The 16698-nt window shown below is 61.2% G+C and carries 18 protein-coding genes and 1 pseudogene; 8 read left to right on the top strand and 11 right to left on the bottom strand.

Annotation, left to right across the window (positions count from 1 at the left end; all coding sequences use genetic code 11):
• The first annotated feature begins 98 nt into the window (after positions 1-98).
• The gene (rpmF, locus tag ACQB61_RS20235) at positions 99-284 is read left to right on the top strand and encodes a 50S ribosomal protein L32 (RefSeq protein ID WP_026355869.1); all 186 of its coding nucleotides are present in this window, start codon (positions 99-101) and stop codon (positions 282-284) included.
• Between the two features lie 205 nt (positions 285-489).
• A complete protein-coding gene (locus tag ACQB61_RS20230; RefSeq protein ID WP_430514073.1) occupies positions 490-909 on the top strand; it encodes a hypothetical protein in 420 nt (139 codons plus the stop codon).
• A 27-nt stretch (positions 910-936) separates the two neighbouring features.
• On the opposite strand, the gene ACQB61_RS20225 is transcribed toward ACQB61_RS20230, so the two are convergent.
• The 3 genes from ACQB61_RS20225 to ACQB61_RS20215 all read right to left on the bottom strand — a co-directional run bounded on the left by ACQB61_RS20225 (position 937) and on the right by ACQB61_RS20215 (position 3907).
• Entirely contained in the window at positions 937-1587 is a 651-nt protein-coding gene (locus ACQB61_RS20225) for a septation protein A (protein ID WP_430514072.1), read from the bottom strand.
• Positions 1588-1866: 279 nt separating this feature from the next.
• Entirely contained in the window at positions 1867-2595 is a 729-nt protein-coding gene (phbB, locus tag ACQB61_RS20220; protein WP_430514071.1) for an acetoacetyl-CoA reductase, read from the bottom strand.
• 130 nt (positions 2596-2725) lie between these two features.
• Positions 2726-3907, bottom strand: a complete 1182-nt coding sequence (locus ACQB61_RS20215) for an acetyl-CoA C-acetyltransferase (RefSeq protein WP_430514070.1) — start codon at positions 3905-3907, stop codon at positions 2726-2728.
• Between the two features lie 331 nt (positions 3908-4238).
• Between ACQB61_RS20215 and phaR the strand changes: the two genes are divergently transcribed.
• Positions 4239-4847 (top strand): polyhydroxyalkanoate synthesis repressor PhaR, encoded by a 609-nt coding sequence (gene phaR, locus ACQB61_RS20210; protein WP_430514069.1) that lies wholly within the window; start codon positions 4239-4241, stop codon positions 4845-4847.
• A gap of 85 nt (positions 4848-4932) precedes the next feature.
• Here phaR and ACQB61_RS20205 read toward each other — a convergent pair whose 3' ends face one another.
• Positions 4933-5364, bottom strand: a complete 432-nt coding sequence (locus ACQB61_RS20205) for a GlcG/HbpS family heme-binding protein (protein ID WP_430514068.1) — start codon at positions 5362-5364, stop codon at positions 4933-4935.
• 168 nt (positions 5365-5532) lie between these two features.
• On the opposite strand from ACQB61_RS20205, the gene ggt reads away from it, so the two are divergent.
• Complete coding sequence (gene ggt, locus ACQB61_RS20200; RefSeq protein WP_430514433.1) at positions 5533-7110, top strand: gamma-glutamyltransferase; 1578 nt, start codon at positions 5533-5535, stop codon at positions 7108-7110.
• A gap of 89 nt (positions 7111-7199) precedes the next feature.
• On the opposite strand, the gene ACQB61_RS20195 is transcribed toward ggt, so the two are convergent.
• From ACQB61_RS20195 to ACQB61_RS20175, 5 genes and pseudogenes are all read right to left on the bottom strand, one after another.
• The gene (locus ACQB61_RS20195) at positions 7200-7535 is read right to left on the bottom strand and encodes a hypothetical protein (protein WP_430514067.1); all 336 of its coding nucleotides are present in this window, start codon (positions 7533-7535) and stop codon (positions 7200-7202) included.
• Positions 7536-8214: 679 nt separating this feature from the next.
• Positions 8215-8574, bottom strand: a complete 360-nt coding sequence (gene rplT / locus ACQB61_RS20190) for a 50S ribosomal protein L20 (protein WP_430514066.1) — start codon at positions 8572-8574, stop codon at positions 8215-8217.
• Positions 8575-8602: 28 nt separating this feature from the next.
• Positions 8603-8800, bottom strand: a complete 198-nt coding sequence (gene rpmI, locus ACQB61_RS20185; RefSeq protein ID WP_019965302.1) for a 50S ribosomal protein L35 — start codon at positions 8798-8800, stop codon at positions 8603-8605.
• A gap of 307 nt (positions 8801-9107) precedes the next feature.
• Positions 9108-9649: pseudogene (infC, locus tag ACQB61_RS20180) on the bottom strand (translation initiation factor IF-3).
• A 210-nt stretch (positions 9650-9859) separates the two neighbouring features.
• Positions 9860-10897, bottom strand: coding sequence for a glycosyltransferase (locus tag ACQB61_RS20175; RefSeq protein ID WP_430514065.1), 1038 nt, complete (start codon positions 10895-10897; stop codon positions 9860-9862).
• Between the two features lie 223 nt (positions 10898-11120).
• On the opposite strand from ACQB61_RS20175, the gene ACQB61_RS20170 reads away from it, so the two are divergent.
• Positions 11121-11921, top strand: coding sequence for an alpha/beta hydrolase (locus ACQB61_RS20170; RefSeq protein WP_430514064.1), 801 nt, complete (start codon positions 11121-11123; stop codon positions 11919-11921).
• A 3-nt stretch (positions 11922-11924) separates the two neighbouring features.
• Here the strand turns inward: ACQB61_RS20170 and purU are convergent, their stop codons facing one another.
• The gene (purU, locus tag ACQB61_RS20165) at positions 11925-12776 is read right to left on the bottom strand and encodes a formyltetrahydrofolate deformylase (protein ID WP_334252146.1); all 852 of its coding nucleotides are present in this window, start codon (positions 12774-12776) and stop codon (positions 11925-11927) included.
• A 388-nt stretch (positions 12777-13164) separates the two neighbouring features.
• On the opposite strand from purU, the gene ACQB61_RS20160 reads away from it, so the two are divergent.
• From ACQB61_RS20160 to ACQB61_RS20150, 3 genes are all read left to right on the top strand, one after another.
• Positions 13165-13737: a hypothetical protein gene (locus ACQB61_RS20160; protein ID WP_430514063.1), complete on the top strand. Its 573-nt coding sequence runs from the start codon at positions 13165-13167 to the stop codon at positions 13735-13737.
• A 155-nt stretch (positions 13738-13892) separates the two neighbouring features.
• Entirely contained in the window at positions 13893-14942 is a 1050-nt protein-coding gene (locus tag ACQB61_RS20155) for a cache domain-containing protein (RefSeq protein WP_430514062.1), read from the top strand.
• Complete coding sequence (locus tag ACQB61_RS20150; RefSeq protein ID WP_430514061.1) at positions 14875-16005, top strand: methyl-accepting chemotaxis protein; 1131 nt, start codon at positions 14875-14877, stop codon at positions 16003-16005. The genes ACQB61_RS20155 and ACQB61_RS20150 overlap by 68 nt, the downstream gene beginning before the upstream one ends.
• Positions 16006-16213: 208 nt before the next feature.
• Here ACQB61_RS20150 and ACQB61_RS20145 read toward each other — a convergent pair whose 3' ends face one another.
• Positions 16214-16684, bottom strand: coding sequence for an Lrp/AsnC family transcriptional regulator (locus tag ACQB61_RS20145; RefSeq protein ID WP_430514432.1), 471 nt, complete (start codon positions 16682-16684; stop codon positions 16214-16216).
• Between the last annotated feature and the right edge of the window lie 14 nt (positions 16685-16698).

Below are 16698 nucleotides of genomic sequence, written 5' to 3'. Positions count from 1 at the left end.
CCTGTATAACCCCGCCCATTCTTACACGCTGCGTGATGCCACGCCCCGGGCAATCCCGGTCCGGGCCGCGCTGACTATGGACCACGGAGAACAAAAAAATGGCCGTTCCGAAGAGAAAAACCTCGCGCATGAAGCGCGGTTTTCGCCGTTCCGCGGACGCCCTGAAGCAGCCGACCTACGTCGAGGACAAGGATTCGGGCGAACTTCGCCGCCCGCATCACGTTGACCTGAAGACCGGCATGTACCGGGGCCGTCAGATCCTGCAGCCGAAGGCAGACGTCTGAGGCTAAGGGTCGCGACTGCGATTTCAAGATCAAGGCTGGTGGCAACACCGGCCTTTTTCGTGTGCGCAGGCAGACGCAGCCCATGCTGCCGCAACACAAGGGCAGCGTGACAGGCATTCCGGCCGTTCTGTATTCTGTTGCAGCAGAGCACGCCGGAATGAGACATGCTGCATCACTGCAGACTCAAGTCTCCAAGGAGAGGCACATGTTCAGGATCCTGTCCCTTCCGCTGACACTCATTCCCCTCGCGATCTACAATATGGCCGCCTTCGGCTTTTTCGGCACTCCGGCCGGAGATCCCTGGTTCCAGCCGATGCTGACGGTGGAGCTGGTGTCGGGCGCCAGGTTCTCGCTTGTCTCGGGCGACCTGATGATCCTATGCGGCCTGGTGGTGCTGTTCCTTGAAATCCTCAAGGCCACCCGCACCGGCACCGCCGCGCTGGCAGATCACATATTTTCGATGCTGGTCTTTGCCGTCTATCTGGTCGAATTCCTCACCGTGCCTCTGGCAGCCAGCTCGGTCTTCTTCATCCTCACCGTGATTTCGCTGATCGACGTGATTGCGGGCTTTACCGTCAGCCTCACAGGCGCCCGGCGGGATGTCAGTTTTGGCGGGCGGGAATAACCCGCCCGGATAAGGCGTGAAGCGGCCTCAAGCGTCCGTCTTGCCGCTGCCCTCTTCCGGCAGGGAATGGCGCTGGATCAGCGGCAGCTGGGTCATGGTGAAAATGAGCGTGATCGGCATCATGCCGAACACCTTGAAGCTGACCCAGAAATCCGTCGAGAAATTGCGCCAGATCACTTCGTTGAGCACCGCCAATACCAGGAAGAAGATACCCCAGCGCAGCGTGAGAATGCGCCAGCCCTCGTCCGTCAGGCGGAAGGCGCTGTCGAAAACATAGCCCAGCAGCGATTTGCCAAAGAAAAGCCCGCCCAGCAGGATGACGCCGAACATCGTGTTGATGATCGTCGGCTTCAGCTTGATGAAGAGATCATCATGCAGCCACAGGGTCAGCGCGCCGAACACAAAGACCACGATACCCGACACCAGCGGCATGATGGGCAGGCGGCGCGTCAGATAGAGCGACACGGCCAGCGAGATCCCGATTGCCACCATGAAGGCGGCGGTCGCCAGAAAGATCGGTGCGCCAAAGACGTTGAGCGCCGGAAAGGCCGCTGCGATTTGCTCGCCGCGCGTGTTGAAGAGAAAGAAGACCGCCAGCGGCCCCAGTTCCAGCGCCAGTTTCAGCAGCGGCGCCATGTCCTTGTGTGCAGGGTCGTTGGGGGCCCGTTCAAATTCCATGTCCACTCCACCAGCCGCTGGCTGTCATTGTGCCAAGGTTTAGGATGCTGACGCATCTTGCCTTGAAATTACGCAGGCGCCGCACGGGCCTGAACAGCACTCGACGAGAATGGCTCCTCAAGCGCTGCCATTGTGCCAGCCTGCAGATAGGGACAGCAGGGTCATAAGGTCAAGGGCGCAGCATCCGGCAGATGGAGTTTCGGAATACAAAACCCCGCCGCAGCCTCAAGGACCACGGCGGGGCGGAATCAGAAGATCCATTTCCTGTTTTGTGCAGGATCAGCCGTTGGCGATGTACTGGCCGCCGTTGATGGTCATCACCGCGCCGGTCATGAAGGCGGCTGCGTCAGAGGCGAGATAGACCACCGTCTGGGCAATTTCCTCCGGGTGGCCGAGACGGCCGACCGGGATGCCGGAAACGATCTGCTGCAGCACCTTTTCCGGCATGGCGGCAACCATGTCCGTGTTGATGTAGCCTGGGCAGACCGTGTTGACGGTGATGCCCTTGAAGGCGTTCTCCTGCGCCAGCGCCTTGCTGAAGCCGATCACACCAGCCTTGGCAGCGGAGTAGTTGGCCTGGCCCATCTGGCCCTTCTGGCCGTTGATCGAGGAAATGTTGATGATGCGGCCCCAACCACGGTTGCGCATGCCCTCAATGACCGGACGGGTCATGGTGAACATGCTGTCGAGGTTGGTGGACATCACGGCGCGCCACTGCTCGAAGGTCATCTTGTGGAACATGCCGTCGCGGGTGATGCCGGCATTGTTCACGAGGATCTCGACCGGGCCGAGATCGGCTTCCACCTTGGCAATGCCTTCAGCGCATTCCTGCTCATTGGCCACGTCCCACTTGTAGACATGGATGCCCGTTGCTGCCTTGAAGGCTTCGGCCTTTTCCGTGTTTCCGGCATAGGTGGCGGCAACCGTGTAACCGGCAGCCTTCAAACCCAGAGAAATTGCCTCACCGATACCGCGAGTGCCCCCGGTGACCAACGCAACCTTGCTCATTCATCTCTCCCCAGACTACGGGCCTCTTCCTTCAGCCCTGTTCCCGATTGAACTTCCCGGCAGATAGTCCGCCGGGAAGAGAACTGGCCATGCAGGCTCTTGCGGCCCGCTTCACAGCATAGATTTTGGCTTAGCGCTCGACGCAGAGCGCCACGCCCATGCCGCCGCCGATGCAGAGCGTGGCAATGCCCTTCTTGGCATCACGGCGGCCCATTTCGTGCAACAGCGTCACGAGAACGCGCGCGCCCGATGCGCCGATCGGATGACCAATGGCGATGGCGCCGCCGTTCACGTTGACGATGTCCGGGTTCCAGCCCATGTCCTTGTTGACGGCGCAAGCCTGTGCTGCGAAGGCCTCGTTGGCCTCCACCAGATCAAGATCGGCAACACTCCAGCCGGCCTTTTCCAGCGCCTTGCGCGAAGCCGGGATCGGGCCGGAGCCCATCACGGCCGGATCAACGCCAGCGGTGGCCCAGGATGCGATACGGGCGAGCGGGGTGAGGCCGCGGCGGGAAGCTTCCGCTGCGCTCATCACCACAAGGGCAGCGGCGCCATCGTTGATGCCCGAAGCATTGCCAGCGGTAACGGAGCCTTCCTTGTTGAAGGCCGGGCGCAGTTTGGACATGCTTTCCAGCGTGGCGCCGTGGCGGATGTACTCGTCATCCTCAATCACCTTATCGCCCTTGCGGTCGGCAATGGTGACGGGCGTGATCTCGTCCTTGAAACGGCCGGCCTTCTGGGCAGCTTCCGCCTTGTTCTGCGAGGCGAGGGCGAAGGCGTCCTGCTCATCACGGCTGATCTGCCATTTCTGGGCGACATTCTCGGCCGTCTGGCCCATGTGATAGCCGTTGAAGGCATCCCACAGACCGTCCTTGATCATGGTGTCGATCATCTTGTAGTCGCCCATCTTGTAGCCGGCGCGCATCGGAGCGCAGTGCGGCGAGAGCGACATGTTTTCCTGACCACCTGCGACAACGATGCTGGCGTCGCCGCACATGATCTGCTGCGCGGCGATGGCAACGGTGCGCAGGCCGGAGCCACAGACCTGATTGAGCAGCCAAGCCGTGGAATCCTGGGAGAGGCCAGCGGCGATGGCAGCCTGACGGGCCGGGTTCTGGCCCTGACCGGCCGTAAGCACCTGCCCGAAGATCAGTTCGTTGACGTCGGTAGCATCCACGCCTGCCTTTGCCAGCGCTGCCTTGATGACGGTGGCACCCAGCTCATGGGCGGGCGTATTGGCGAAAGACCCGTTGAATGAACCCACGGCCGTGCGCGTGGCACTGACAATAACAACGTCGGTAGAAGCGCTCATGAAGACCTCCTGAAACTGATTCCTCCCGGGATATGGCAGGTCCGCCGATCGTTTTTCTGACAGGACCAAACTCCCCGCTCCGTCAGACTAGAGACTGTGAAACGCGACAAGTCAACCGCTCTTCGCGGCCGCAACAACCCGCATAGCGTGCAACGCACACAAGCTTTCGCCCCGCAGCAGGAAAAGGCTGGCATGGGTGCCCGGCTTTGGCATACTCTTGTCGCGGAGGACGCCGCAACACGGGGAAGATGTTGCAGCAAAAGAGGAACTTGCCACCACCGGCCCCGCATGTCCGGGCAGGCACGGAAGGCACCCGGGAGCGACAAACGAGATGGCCAAGACGAACGAGCCCACGATCATCAAGAAATACGCCAACCGCCGCCTCTACAACACGGGCACCAGTACCTATGTGACCCTTGAGGATCTGGCCGTGATGGTGAAGGGCGAAGAGGATTTCGTGGTTTTCGACGCCAAGACGGGCGAAGACATTACCCGCTCCGTCCTCACCCAGATCATTTTCGAGCAGGAAGGCAAGGGCGGGCAGAATCTGCTGCCAATCACCTTCCTGCGCCAGCTGATCCGCTTCTATGGCGACAGCATGCAGGGTCTGGTGCCGAGCTATCTCGAATTCTCGATCTCCTCCCTGACCAAGGAGCAGGAGAAGCTGCGCGCCCAGATGAGCGACGCTTTCGGCGCCAGCGCCTTCGAGGCGATGGAAGAGCAGGTGAAGCGCAACACCGAAATGTTCGAGCGGGCGATGAAGATGTTCATCCCCTTCCCGCTTCCTGGCGCCACCGCCCCCACTTCAGGCTCCGGCACGGCCCCGGCCGCTGCACCGGAAAAGCCGGCCGCTTCCTCCGGATCGGATCTGGACGACATGAAGAAGCAGCTTGCCGCCATGCAGAAAAAGCTCGACGCCATCAGCGGCAGCAAGGACTGACACCAAAGGCATGCGGCACCTGAGCCTTTTCAGGGCATGCTGATGTGAGATAGCAGGGGCCGCATCGTGGCGGCCCCTTCTCCTCTTAGCCGCAATCTGCCTTGAAACCAGCGGCGTCGATGCCCGCAACAGCGCAGGCCTCGTCATTGTCCGAAGTGTCGCCGGAGATGCCGACAGCGCCGAGAATTTCACCAGCCCCGTCGCGGATCAGGACACCGCCCGGCACCGGCACAATGGCACCACCCGAAATGCCGTTGAGCGCCTGCACGAAATGCGGCCGCTCCGCAGCTGCCGTATTGAGCCAGCGCGATCCAGCCCCCACGCCGACAGCACCATAGGCTTTACCGAAGGCAACCTGCGGCCGCAGGATCGAAGAGTTGTCCTGCCGGGCCATGGCAACGAGATGCCCGCCGGCATCGATGACCGCAACGGTCAGCGGCTTCAGCTTCAGGCTCTCCGCCTTTGCCAGAGCGGCAGAGATGATTGTCTGTGCGGACGAAAGTGTCAGTTTGCTCATGGGCTAGCTTCTCCTCTAGACTTGTTCGATGCAGGGTGTGACCGCCCTGCCCTTCCATCTGGCTACCAGATCTTACGGACGGGACACAGCGGCAGCAGCGGGTAAAGATCTGCGCCGTGCGGGAAACAATGGGCAAGGGAGAATAAGATCTTGGCGCGAAATTTTGAAATGCCTGGCCGTTCGCCGGTCTATGCCACCAATGGCCTTGCCGCCACGTCCCACCCGCTGGCGACAGCTGCCGCCCTCGAGGTGCTGCAGGAGGGCGGCAACGCGGTGGATGCTGCCATTGCCGCCGTTGCCGTACAATGTGTGGTCGAGCCGCATATGACAGGCATCGGTGGTGATTGCTTTGCCATCGTCACGGAAGCCGATGGCCGCATGGCTGGTTTCAATGGCTCGGGCGCGGCGCCCAAGGCCGTCTCTTCGGCAGCTTTGCGCGATGCGGGGCTGACCAGCATCGGACTGGAAAGCGCCCATGCGGTGACGGTGCCCGGCGCGGTGCGCGCCTGGGAAACCTTGCTCAAGGCCCATGGCACCCGTTCCTTCGCCACTCTTTTCAAACGCGCCATTTCCTACGCCCGTGACGGCTTTGCCGTGGCGCCGCGTGTAGCCCTCGACTGGCCCGCGTCCATCGCCAAGCTTTCCGCCGATGAAGCAGCGGCCAAAACCTATCTGCCCGGCGGAAAGGCGCCTGAAGCGGGTGAGATCATGCGTTTCCCGGCTCTGGCCGACACGCTGGAAGCCATCGCCAGCGGCGGCGCAGATGCCTTCTACACCGGCCCGGTGGCTGAGGACATTGTTGACACGCTGAAGGCGCGCGGCAGCTACATGACGCTGGAGGATCTGGCCGCATGTCACACCACCACCGTTGCCCCCGTCACCCGCGACTATCGCGGCTACACGGTGGCCGAACTGCCGCCCAACGGGCAGGGCATTGTTGCGCTGATCATGCTCGGCCTGCTGGAACGGCATAACCTGCCCAGCCTAGACCCGCTGGGGGGCGAGCGGCTGCATCTGGAGATGGAGGCGGCCCGCATCGCTTATGCGATGCGCGACCGGTTCGTCGCCGATCCTGCCCATATGGATGCCTGCCACATGTCACTCTTCGCCGATGACATGATCGAAAGACTGTCCCCGCTGCTCAACCCTTCGGCGCGCACGCAGGACCTGCCCCTGCCCAGCGCCCCGCCGCAGACGGATACGGTCTATCTCACCATTGCCGACAGCAGCGGTCTGACGGTGTCCTTCATCAACTCCATCTTCCACAGCTTCGGGTCCGGCATTCTGGCGCCCAATTCCGGCGTGCTGCTGCACAACCGGGGTGCCAGCTTCAAGGTGGCACCGGGCCATCCCAACACCATCGAGGGCGGCAAGCGCCCCATGCACACGATCATTCCCGCCTTCGTGCTGAAGGATGGCACGCCTTGGATGTCCTTCGGCGTCATGGGCGGCCAGTATCAGGCCTGCGGCCACACCCATGTGCTGACCAACATGATCGACTATGGCATGGACGTGCAGCAGGCCATCGACTTCCCGCGTATCTTCATGGATGACGGTTTCAGCTTCCTGCAGGCGGAGAGCGGCATTCCGGAAGCAAGCCTCGACGTGCTGCGCGCAAAGGGCCACATCGTGAAGAAGGCGCCCGCGCCGATCGGCGGGTCCCAGGCCATCCGCATCGACCGCAAGCGCGGCCTGTTCATTGGCGGCTCCGATCCGCGCAAGGACGGCCACGCGGCCGGATACTGAACCCGAAAATGCGAGAGGGCGGCTCCCCCCGAAACCGCCCCTCCTGAAGTCCCCACCCGGGGACCTCGTAACTGCCTCGATGCTAACTTTCAAAAGCTCTGTGACACCACGAATCCGGCCGGCCGGCGGCGTGGACTTGCGGCTGTGCGGCGGTAACTCACCGCCGCATCGCTGCCCGCATCATCGTTCAGCGTGCCGGCATCGCGCATGGCGATGAGCTGGGCCAGGAACGCCGCGTCGGGCCGGTACATGGTGAAGCTGGCGCTGCGCTCTTCGGTGCGCAGCACCATGGGCACGGGAACTGAGGGCGGCGTGCGGCGCAGCTCTTCGGCTTGCGCGGCGGTGGCAGCTTCAGCCTTGGCTCTCGCTCTGGCACTGCGGCGGGCGGCAGCACGCTCTTGGGCTCGGATAGGATCGATACGCAACGGATCTGCCTCTGCCTGTTTCACTTCGGGACGCCCTCACGGGGCTTGTCCTGAAAGTCGCAAGGCATGTGCCAGCAGGCCGGAGCGCGTTAACTTTTTGACGTTGAATTTATTGAGAAATTTCATTTAATGGTTAACGCCGCAGGCCGCACGAAAGCCTGAAACGCTCAAGGCACTGAGATTCCGTCTGAATCTTCCCGCTCCCGCCCTCCCCATCCGCCAGCCTTTTTCGCCGTCCAAGCACCCCCGACCGGACGTACCGTGCTGGTCTGGTCCATAGATCCAGCACGCCTGCCTGTCCCGTCCCGGCACCCGGCCCCGCTTTGGCACAGAGTGGGGACGTGAAATGGGACGGGATAGCAGCGGCAATGGAGCGGCCATCCGTCAAGTACGCCCTTTCCGGCGTCATCCCGGCCGGGCAGAGCAAGAGCCGGGACCGGTGAGCCGGGGCGCATGATGTTAGTCCCTTGCGCCATAGCCGATGGTCCGGGACTCACCGGTACCGGATCTCCGCTTCGCTGCGTCCGGTATGACGATGGAGGGGCTTGAGCATTTTCAAGGCGTGATGCGTCAGCATCGAAAGCCTTGGTATTATGCGTCTCTCCCCCCAAAGAAAAAGGCGCCTCCGTTTCCGGAAGCGCCTTGCGATCATGCGATCACGCCGTGAGGGCTTGTCTGCTTATGCAGCCAGAGCGCCCTGAGCCTTCTCGACCAGAGCCTTGAAGGCTTCCGGCTGATGGATGGCGAGATCGGACAGAACCTTGCGGTCGACTTCGATGCCGGCCTTGTTGAGGCCGTCGATGAAACGGCCATAGGTCATGCCCAGCTCACGGGTGGCAGCGTTGATGCGCTGGATCCACAGCGAGCGGAAGTTCCGCTTCCTGACCTTACGGTCGCGATAGGCGTATTGTGCTGCCTTCTCGACGGCCTGCTTGGCCACGCGGATGGTGTTCTTGCGGCGGCCATAGTAACCCTTGGCTGCCTTGATAACCTTCTTATGACGGGCATGGGCCGTTACGCCCCGCTTGACACGCGCCATTGGTAGTCTCCTTGATTGTCAGGTGGCGTTAGGCGTTCGGCATGTACTGCTTCACGATCCGGGCGTCCTGCGGCGACAGCGTGGTGGTGCCACGTGCGTTGCGGACGAACTTGGCCGTGCGCTTGATCATGCCATGACGCTTGCCAGCCTGACCGGTCTTGACCTTACCGGTCGCGGTCAGCTTGAAGCGCTTCTTGGCTCCAGACTTGGTCTTCAGCTTGGGCATTTTGCATCCTTTCATTGGCGCGGGCCAAAGCCCGCTCGTTTGTTGGTGCATCGAGAAGCCGCCACGGCATGCCCTGTTTCTCTTGGGACCGGCCTGCTCAGTCTGACTCGCTTCAGGGAAACAGATCAGAAAACGGCAACAGGCTACTGGTCCACGGAGAGCCGGACGACTCTGGACCGGAGGCTTATAGGGACAGCCCGCCCCCTTTGCAACCGGATTCATGCGGGCACTTGATCACCTGCATCAAAAGCAAGGCGGCCACGGATTGCTCCGCAGCCGCCACGCAAATCTTTTGCCGGAAAAGGGCTCAGCGCTGGATCGGCGAGAGAACCATCACCATCTGGCGGCCTTCAAGGCGGGGTGATGACTCGACCTTGGCGATCTCCGCCGTCTCGTCGCGAACCTGCATCAGCAGCTTCATGCCCAGATCCTGGTGCGCCATTTCACGGCCGCGGAACCGGAGCGTGACCTTCACCTTGTCGCCTTCGGAGAAGAAACGCATCATCGCCTTCATCTTCACTTCATAGTCATGAGTGTCGATGTTCGGACGCATCTTGATCTCCTTGATCTCGACGGTCTTCTGCTTCTTGCGCGTTTCAGCTGCCTTCTTCTGCGACTGATACTTGAACCTGCCGTAGTCAAGAATCTTGCATACGGGGGCTGCGCATTCGGCTGAATCTCGACCAGGTCGAGACCGGCCTCCATCGCGATTTCGAGGGCTTCACCAGTCGGGACAATGCCGCGGTTCTGGCCTTCGTGATCAATCAGCTGGACTTCGCGAACGCGAATTTCGTCATTGGTGCGCGGGCCATCCTTCGTGGGAGGCGGGGCGCGGAACGGACGGCGAATGGTCGCTATCTCCTCTATCGTTGCAGCACGGTCGTTTGGCTGTTCCCGCAAAGGCACGGAGCACCATTCCAGAACAGGAACAGAGCACCACTCCAATGCGCTTCAGCCCCGCGCGCTTGCGCCGGGGCCTCGGCCACATCCAGTGTGGCGGGAACAGATGAAGCATTGGCCGAAGCGCAGAGAAAGTCAACCTTTCTTGCAAGCCGGCGATCATTCTGCCCCGCGGCCAAGCAGCCTGGCATAAGCTTCAAGCGTGGACGCACACATGGCTTCCACCGTGAAATGCCGCGCCACATGCGCCTGCGCCCGCCCGACAAGCGCCGCCCTTGCATCGGGCGCAAGCGTCAGAACACCGGCGATAGCATCAGCCAGCGCACCTGCATCTCCCGGCGGCACACGCCAGCCGGTCCGCTCCGCTTCAGACACCTCCGGCGGAGCCAGCACCGTTTCCGGAACGGCCCCCAGATCCGACACGATCACCGGCACACGGGCCGCCTGTGCCTCCACCGCAGCCCGGCCAAAGGCTTCCGGCTCGATCGACGCCACCGCCGACAGGGACGCGAGCGCGAGAGCGGCCGGCACATCGGCGCAGTGGCCCACCAGCCGAACGTCCTCCTCCAGCCCGGCGGCGGCAATCTGCGCCTTCAACTCCGCCAGATAACTGCTGCGGCCCTGATCATCGCCGGCAATAATGGCAAGCGGCAGGCCTGCAGCCCGCGCCTTCAGCTCTGCCATGGCAGCAATCAGCACCTTTTGCCCCTTCCAGCCAGTCAAACGGGCCAGTTGCAGCAGAACAGGCCGGGAGCCATCAACACCCCAGGCCCCAGCCAGCGCCGCACGCCGCTCAGGCGTCACGGCCTCTGGCGCCAGGGCGGCCAGATCCGAGCCCCGGTAAATGACCGTGATCCTGCCACGGGCAAACGCATGACGGGCCGCGATGAGGTCTGCCGTGTAGCGCGAATTGGCAATGACACAATCGCCCCGGGCCATCACAGAATTATACCAGGACTTCAGCGCGCCCTTCTGCTTGTAGATGCCGTGATAGGTGGTGACGAAGGGAAGGCCAAGCCCGCGCGCCGCCATCAGCGCCGACCAAGCGGGCGCGCGGCTGCGGGCATGGATCAGCGAAATGTTCTCCGCCAGCGCCACCTGCTTGAGGCGCCTTGCATTGGCAAGAATGGTCAGCGGGTTCTTGGATTTCACCGGCAGGATGATGTGCTTTGCACCAAGCGCTTCCAGCTCCGGCACCAGCCGCCCCCTCGCTGACGACAACCGCCCGCCAGCCCTTCGCCACCAATGCAGCGGCCACATCCACCGTCGTGCGTTCGGCCCCGCCGGTGTTGAGATCCGGAATGACCTGCAGCACGGCCGGGCGGGTGGTGGTGTCGCTCTTCACAGGCAGGGCCCTTCAATTTGCCGCCCGCCTGTGCCAAACCGGCCCGCAGCAGGACTGTTACAGCGGAGCCTTACATTGGATCAGGACGGCCTTCAATTCCTCACCCTCGGCAACGGCCCGGATGAACGGCAGATCGCGGTGAAGGCAGAACCTGGCAGACAGCCAGGCCTGTTCTGGCTCTCCGGCTTCAAGTCCCACATGAATGGCTCCAAGGCAGAAGCACTGGCAGCTCACGCAAGGGCGCGCGGACAAGCCGTGACCCGGATGGATTACTCCGGCCACGGCCTGTCGGGCGGCGCCTTCGAAGACGGCACCATCTCGCGCTGGCTGGAAGAAGCACTTGCCGTGCTTGAGCGTATTACCAACGGCCCGCAGATCCTCGTCGGCTCGTCCATGGGCGGCTGGCTGGCGTTGCGGCTGACGCAGGAGCATCGCAAGGCTGCGCTGGCCGCCGGGCGATCGAGCCGCATTGGCGGACTTGTCCTCATCGCCCCCGCCACGGACTTCACCGAGGAACTCATTTGGAAAATGCGGCTGGATGAAGAGGGCCGGGAGCGGCTGATGCGCGATGGAAGGGTCGAGCGTCCCTCCGCCTATGGAGACGGACCCTACGCCATCACCCGCCAGCTGATCGAGGATGGCCGCAATCACCTTCTGCTGGACAAGCCCCTCGCCACAGGCTGCCCGGTCACCATCCTGCAGGGACGTGAAGACCCGGACGTCCCGTGGCAGCATGCCAGCCGTCTTGTCGAAGCGCTGGCGGAAGATGATGTCACCTTCACGCTCATTCCCGATGGCGATCACCGCCTGTCCCGCCCGCAGGATGTGGACTTGCTCCTGCAGGCGGTGGACCGGCTTTCAGGCCTGAAGGCCTGAGCTTCAGCGGTTAAAGACGATGGTCTTGTTGCCGACGATGATCACCCGGTTTTCCAGGTGGCACTTGACCGCTCGGGCGAGCACCCGCGCCTCGATATCACGGCCGCGCGCTGCGAAATCATTGGCCGACAAGGAATGGTTCACCCGCTCCGCGTCCTGCTCGATGATCGGGCCTTCGTCGAGATCCGCCGTCACGTAGTGAGCCGTCGCGCCGATCATTTTCACGCCGCGCTCATGAGCCTGATGGTAAGGCCGGGCGCCCTTGAAGCTGGGCAGGAACGAGTGGTGGATGTTGATCACCTTGCCGAACAGCCGCTTGGACAGGGTGTCGGACAGGATCTGCATGTAACGGGCCAGCACCACCAGATCGGCACCAGTTTCCTTCACCAGCGCAAGCAGCTTTTCTTCCTGCTCGGCCTTGTTAGCCTTGGTCACCGGCCAGTAGTGGAAGGGAATGCCCTCGTGGGTGGCGGTGCGGGCGCTGTCCTCGTGGTTGGAAACGATGGCGACGACTTCCGCATCCATCCAGCCCACGCGGATCTGATAGAGAAGATGCAGCAGCGCATGGTCAAACTTCGAGACCATGATGATCATCTTCTTGCGGCGTGACAGGTCGGTGAGTTCGGTCTTCAGATCGAAGCGGTTCACCACCGGCGAGATGGCATTGGCGATTGCATCGCGGGTTGTCTCCACCGGGACAATGAACTCGATCCGCATGAAGAAGCGGTTGGTCACCCGGTCCCAGAACTGATCGCTCTCGGCGATATTGGCGCCAAGATCGGCCAGCTCGGTGGTGATGGCAGCCACGATTCCCGGACGGTCTTCGCAGGACAGGGTCAGGACAAAAGACTTCATTTTGAGGACCAATCTTGTTTTCCAGTCAGTGGGCGAGCGTTGTAGATCAATTCGACAGAAAGTGCAGCGCGCTTTTCTGCCGCCCCTCCACCAATCGTGATCTGAAGGACTGTTTCAGGTTCCTCCCACCCTCTTTCAGAAACACCTCGGCCTGCCGTCCTCGAACGCACCGGCAGCAGGAGAATCAAAGCCGCCCCAGACAGAGAGCGCGCAAGGAATGGGCAGGGGTGATCAAAACTTACAATACAACACTCCCAAATATTACAAATTTGGATCAATCACCATAATAGAAATCGAGAAAAACAAGTGAACTCACTTTGATTAATGATTCATTCACCGATTAAAAAGCAATAATCTCGTATAACGTGTTAGAAAACAGGTTAGATACATGAGATTGCACTTTTTAACAGTGATAATTGCATCTACCTCCCTTACGTCAATCGCGACAGCAAATGAGTTTCAACAGGAGCTTGAAACACTCGCGAGGACCCGCATCGCCGAACTTGCCAAGGCATCTGAAGTTGTGTCGGCGGTGATCGAGCAGAACCGGCGCACGAGCAGCTACACGCAGGCAGACATCCAGCGGCTGGATGCGGAATGGGGCGAGCAGGCCCGGTCGATCAACCAGCCGATGATTGACGAAGTTATGGACAATGCGCTCTCCCGTCTTCTGGTCAAGAAACAGGAGACGAGCGGAGGCCTCTTCACCGAGATCATCGTGATGGATGCCAAGGGGCTGAACGTTGGCCAGAGTGAGCTGACTTCAGACTTCTGGCAAGGTGACGAGAGCAAATGGCGTGAGACCATGCTCAAGGGACCTGGATCACTGGATATCAGCGACATCACCCAGGATGAATCCACACAATCCATTCAGAGTCAGGTCAGTCTTCCTGTGATTGATCCGGCGACCGGCGAAGCAATTGGCGCCCTGACGGTTGGGGTAAACATCGAACAGCTCTGAGGAGCGCTTCAGATTTTACGGGGTTTGCAGATGAAGATCGCACTGAAACTCCCCTTGTCATTGTGGGCATCGGGCTGCTCTGTTCCGCCGGTGTCGGCACGGCCACGTATTTCTCGGCCTCCAACTTCATCCAGAAACTTCGTGATGAGCGGCTTGTGGCACTGGCCGAGAACAAAAAGGCCAGTCTCGAAGCCTTTATGAACGATGAGATCACTTCAGCCGTTGCCTTTGCGGACAGCCCCACAGCCGTGGCGGCTTTCAAACGTCTGCTGGACGGCTGGGAAAAATACGGCAGCGACGCCAGGAACAGGGTGACGGAAACCTATGTTACGCGTAACCCCAATCCCCCGGCAGAAAGAAAACAGCTGAGCAAGGCGGGCCGCAAGCCCTATGATACGGCCCATGCAGCCTTCCATCCGCTGCTGCGCAACTACATGGCGGCCAGTGGCTTCGGTGACCTTCTGCTGATCGACCTCAATGGCAATGTAATTTACTCGGTTCAGAAGCTGAGTGACTATGCCATCAACCTGCAAACGCCGGAATGGTCAGGCACACCGCTGGCCGAAGCATTTCAGAAAGCCCTGACCGGACCTGCGGATAATCTGATCATGAGCGAGATCAGACAGCACGAAGGACTGGGCATACCCACCGGCTATTTTGCAACGCCTGTTTCAATTGGCCGCAAGACCATCGGCATCATGGCTTTGGAATTGCCGCATGAGCGGATAGACAACCTTCTGGGCGCCTATGACGGACTGGGGGACACCGGCAACGTCATGCTGACCGATGCTGATGGACTTGCGCTGAATGACAGCAAGCGCACGCCAGATGCAATCGAACGGATGACACAGGCCATCCCCCTGAACTGGCCAGGAGCGCCGCATCAGGCAGCCGCCAGCTTGCCAATTTCCCCGATGTCTCCGGCGAAAGTGCCCATGGCGCAATCATTCCCGTCACGATTGCAGGCACACCGCTGGCTCTTGCTGTCTCGCAGCATACGAGTGAGGTGGTTGCCCCCTGCATGCCCTGCGCAACTGGGCTGCCCTGATCGCTATCGCCGGTGGCGTGGCAGCGGGCATTATTGCCGTGATCGTGTCGAGCAATATTGCCGGACGGATACGCCGGCTAGCGGACGTCATGTCGGAACTGGCAAAAGGCAAGACCAGCACGCTGTTGCCCCCGGACCGCAACAGCGACGAGATTGACAGCATGACACGCACAGTTGCCGTATTCCGTGACAATCTGATCCGCCGTGCGGAGCTGGAGCAAACAGCCATGGCCGAACGCGCCAAGGAACAGCACCGGCAGCAGCATGTGGCCACCATCATCCAGCGGTTCCGCGACTTGATCGGAGCCATGGTGAAGCAGGTCGATGAGAAAACCGGCGCCCTGACAGTCAGCGCCAACAACGTGAACCAGGTTGCTACGGCGGCAGCAGGAGAAGCAGCCAGCGCGTCCGAAGCCTCCAGCAACTCAGCCCACAATGTCCAGACAGTTGCAGCAGCAGCCGAGGAACTCACTGCCGCGATCTCCGAAATCCTCTCACAGTCCGCGAAGGCTGGAGATATCGTTGAAAATGCGACGCAAGCCGCACGGCATACGGATCATGAGGTTGCAAGTCTCGACGAAGCGGCAGACCGCATCGGAGCAGTGGTAGGCATGATCCGGGACATTGCGGAGCAGACAAACCTGCTGGCGCTCAACGCCACCATTGAGGCCGCACGGGCCGGAGTGGCCGGCAAGGGGTTTGCAGTCGTCGCAGCCGAAGTGAAGGCCTTGTCAGACCAAACCGCACGGGCCACGGATCAGATCGGCGTGCAGATTGCTGAAGTTCAGAAAATGACCAAAGGCTCTATTGGCGCCATCCGGCGCATCGCGGAACAGATCGAGAGCGTGCATACTGTAACCGGTGCCATCATCAATGCCGTCGGCGAGCAGCAAAAGGCGACACAAGAGATCACCCAGAGCATCACACTTGCCGCCAACGGCACCACGGCTGTGGTCAGCAACGTCACTCAAGTGAGTGATGCCATCCGCACCACCCTGCGAGAAGCCGGAGCCGTAGACAGCGTCACCGCCGACGTCAAACAGGTCTCCAACGAATTGATGCAGGCCGTGGAACAGTTCCTTGCCGAAATGCAGCAGGATGTAAACGAGCGGCGCAAGGCCTTGCGCATTCAGGCGGGGAGGAGCCAGTCACCGTGGAAACGGAGGAAGGCACCTTCAACACGGAGCTGCGCGATGAGACGCCGGGAGGCCTTGGCCTGAAACCAGTCCCCGCACTGCAGCCCGGCCAGAACATCACGGTTCACCGTGCAGCCGGGTTTGAACAGAAAGGGCAGGTCGTCTGGTCTTCCGATAAGGGCGTCGGCGTTACGAATGTCCAGCGGATCTGAACACCCCCTCCGGCAGAGCAGGAAATGACCCCAAACCAATGAGCCTCCTGCGAAAGCAGGGGCTGCCGCCATCTGAAATCTCACAATGTGCGGCTGATGCCGGATTTGACGCGGCGCAAGGGGATGGAGCTTTCGATGCTGGAGACGCAGGCAAGCTTTGTCAGACGGCCGGTCAGAAAGGCCTCGAACCCCGCAAGCCCATCCGTCACCACCCGGAGCAGATAATCCCGGTTTCCCGTCATCAGCCAGCAATCCACCACTTCGGGCAGCGCGCGCACCGCCTCCTCGAACTGGGCCAGCGCCTGATCCACTTGCCGGTCAAGCTTCACCGACACGAAAACAGACACGGAAAAGCCCAGCGCCGCCTCATCGATGAGGGCCGCGTAGCCGGTGATGATGCCAGCCGCTTCCAGCTGGCGTACACGCCTTGCCACAGGCGTCGGGCTCAGCCCCACCCGCTCACTCAACTCCTGCACGCTCAGGCGGCCGTTGGCGCCAAGCTCCCGCAGGATACGGACATCAAATTCATCAATCTTGGCTGTTTCCACTATTAGAAACCCAGAAT

It is taken from the genome of Pannonibacter phragmitetus (genome assembly GCF_050510895.1).
Taxonomy (GTDB): Bacteria; Pseudomonadota; Alphaproteobacteria; order Rhizobiales; family Stappiaceae; genus Pannonibacter; species Pannonibacter phragmitetus_B.
This window is presented reverse-complemented; position numbering and strand designations above follow the sequence as displayed.

What these genes read in the sequence shown, in the direction of transcription:
- phaR (WP_430514069.1), top strand. Translation starts at nt 4,239, where the DNA reads ATGGCCAAGACGAACGAGCCCACGATCATCAAGAAATACGCCAACCGC.
- ACQB61_RS20150 (WP_430514061.1), top strand. Translation starts at nt 14,875, where the DNA reads ATGTCGGAACTGGCAAAAGGCAAGACCAGCACGCTGTTGCCCCCGGAC.
- phbB (WP_430514071.1), bottom strand. Translation starts at nt 2,595, where the DNA reads ATGAGCAAGGTTGCGTTGGTCACCGGGGGCACTCGCGGTATCGGTGAG.
- rpmF (WP_026355869.1), top strand. Translation starts at nt 99, where the DNA reads ATGGCCGTTCCGAAGAGAAAAACCTCGCGCATGAAGCGCGGTTTTCGC.
- rplT (WP_430514066.1), bottom strand. Translation starts at nt 8,574, where the DNA reads ATGGCGCGTGTCAAGCGGGGCGTAACGGCCCATGCCCGTCATAAGAAG.
- ACQB61_RS20230 (WP_430514073.1), top strand. Translation starts at nt 490, where the DNA reads ATGTTCAGGATCCTGTCCCTTCCGCTGACACTCATTCCCCTCGCGATC.
- purU (WP_334252146.1), bottom strand. Translation starts at nt 12,776, where the DNA reads ATGAAGTCTTTTGTCCTGACCCTGTCCTGCGAAGACCGTCCGGGAATC.
- ACQB61_RS20215 (WP_430514070.1), bottom strand. Translation starts at nt 3,907, where the DNA reads ATGAGCGCTTCTACCGACGTTGTTATTGTCAGTGCCACGCGCACGGCC.
- ACQB61_RS20205 (WP_430514068.1), bottom strand. Translation starts at nt 5,364, where the DNA reads ATGAGCAAACTGACACTTTCGTCCGCACAGACAATCATCTCTGCCGCT.
- ACQB61_RS20160 (WP_430514063.1), top strand. Translation starts at nt 13,165, where the DNA reads ATGAGATTGCACTTTTTAACAGTGATAATTGCATCTACCTCCCTTACG.
- ggt (WP_430514433.1), top strand. Translation starts at nt 5,533, where the DNA reads ATGCCTGGCCGTTCGCCGGTCTATGCCACCAATGGCCTTGCCGCCACG.
- ACQB61_RS20225 (WP_430514072.1), bottom strand. Translation starts at nt 1,587, where the DNA reads ATGGAATTTGAACGGGCCCCCAACGACCCTGCACACAAGGACATGGCG.
- rpmI (WP_019965302.1), bottom strand. Translation starts at nt 8,800, where the DNA reads ATGCCCAAGCTGAAGACCAAGTCTGGAGCCAAGAAGCGCTTCAAGCTG.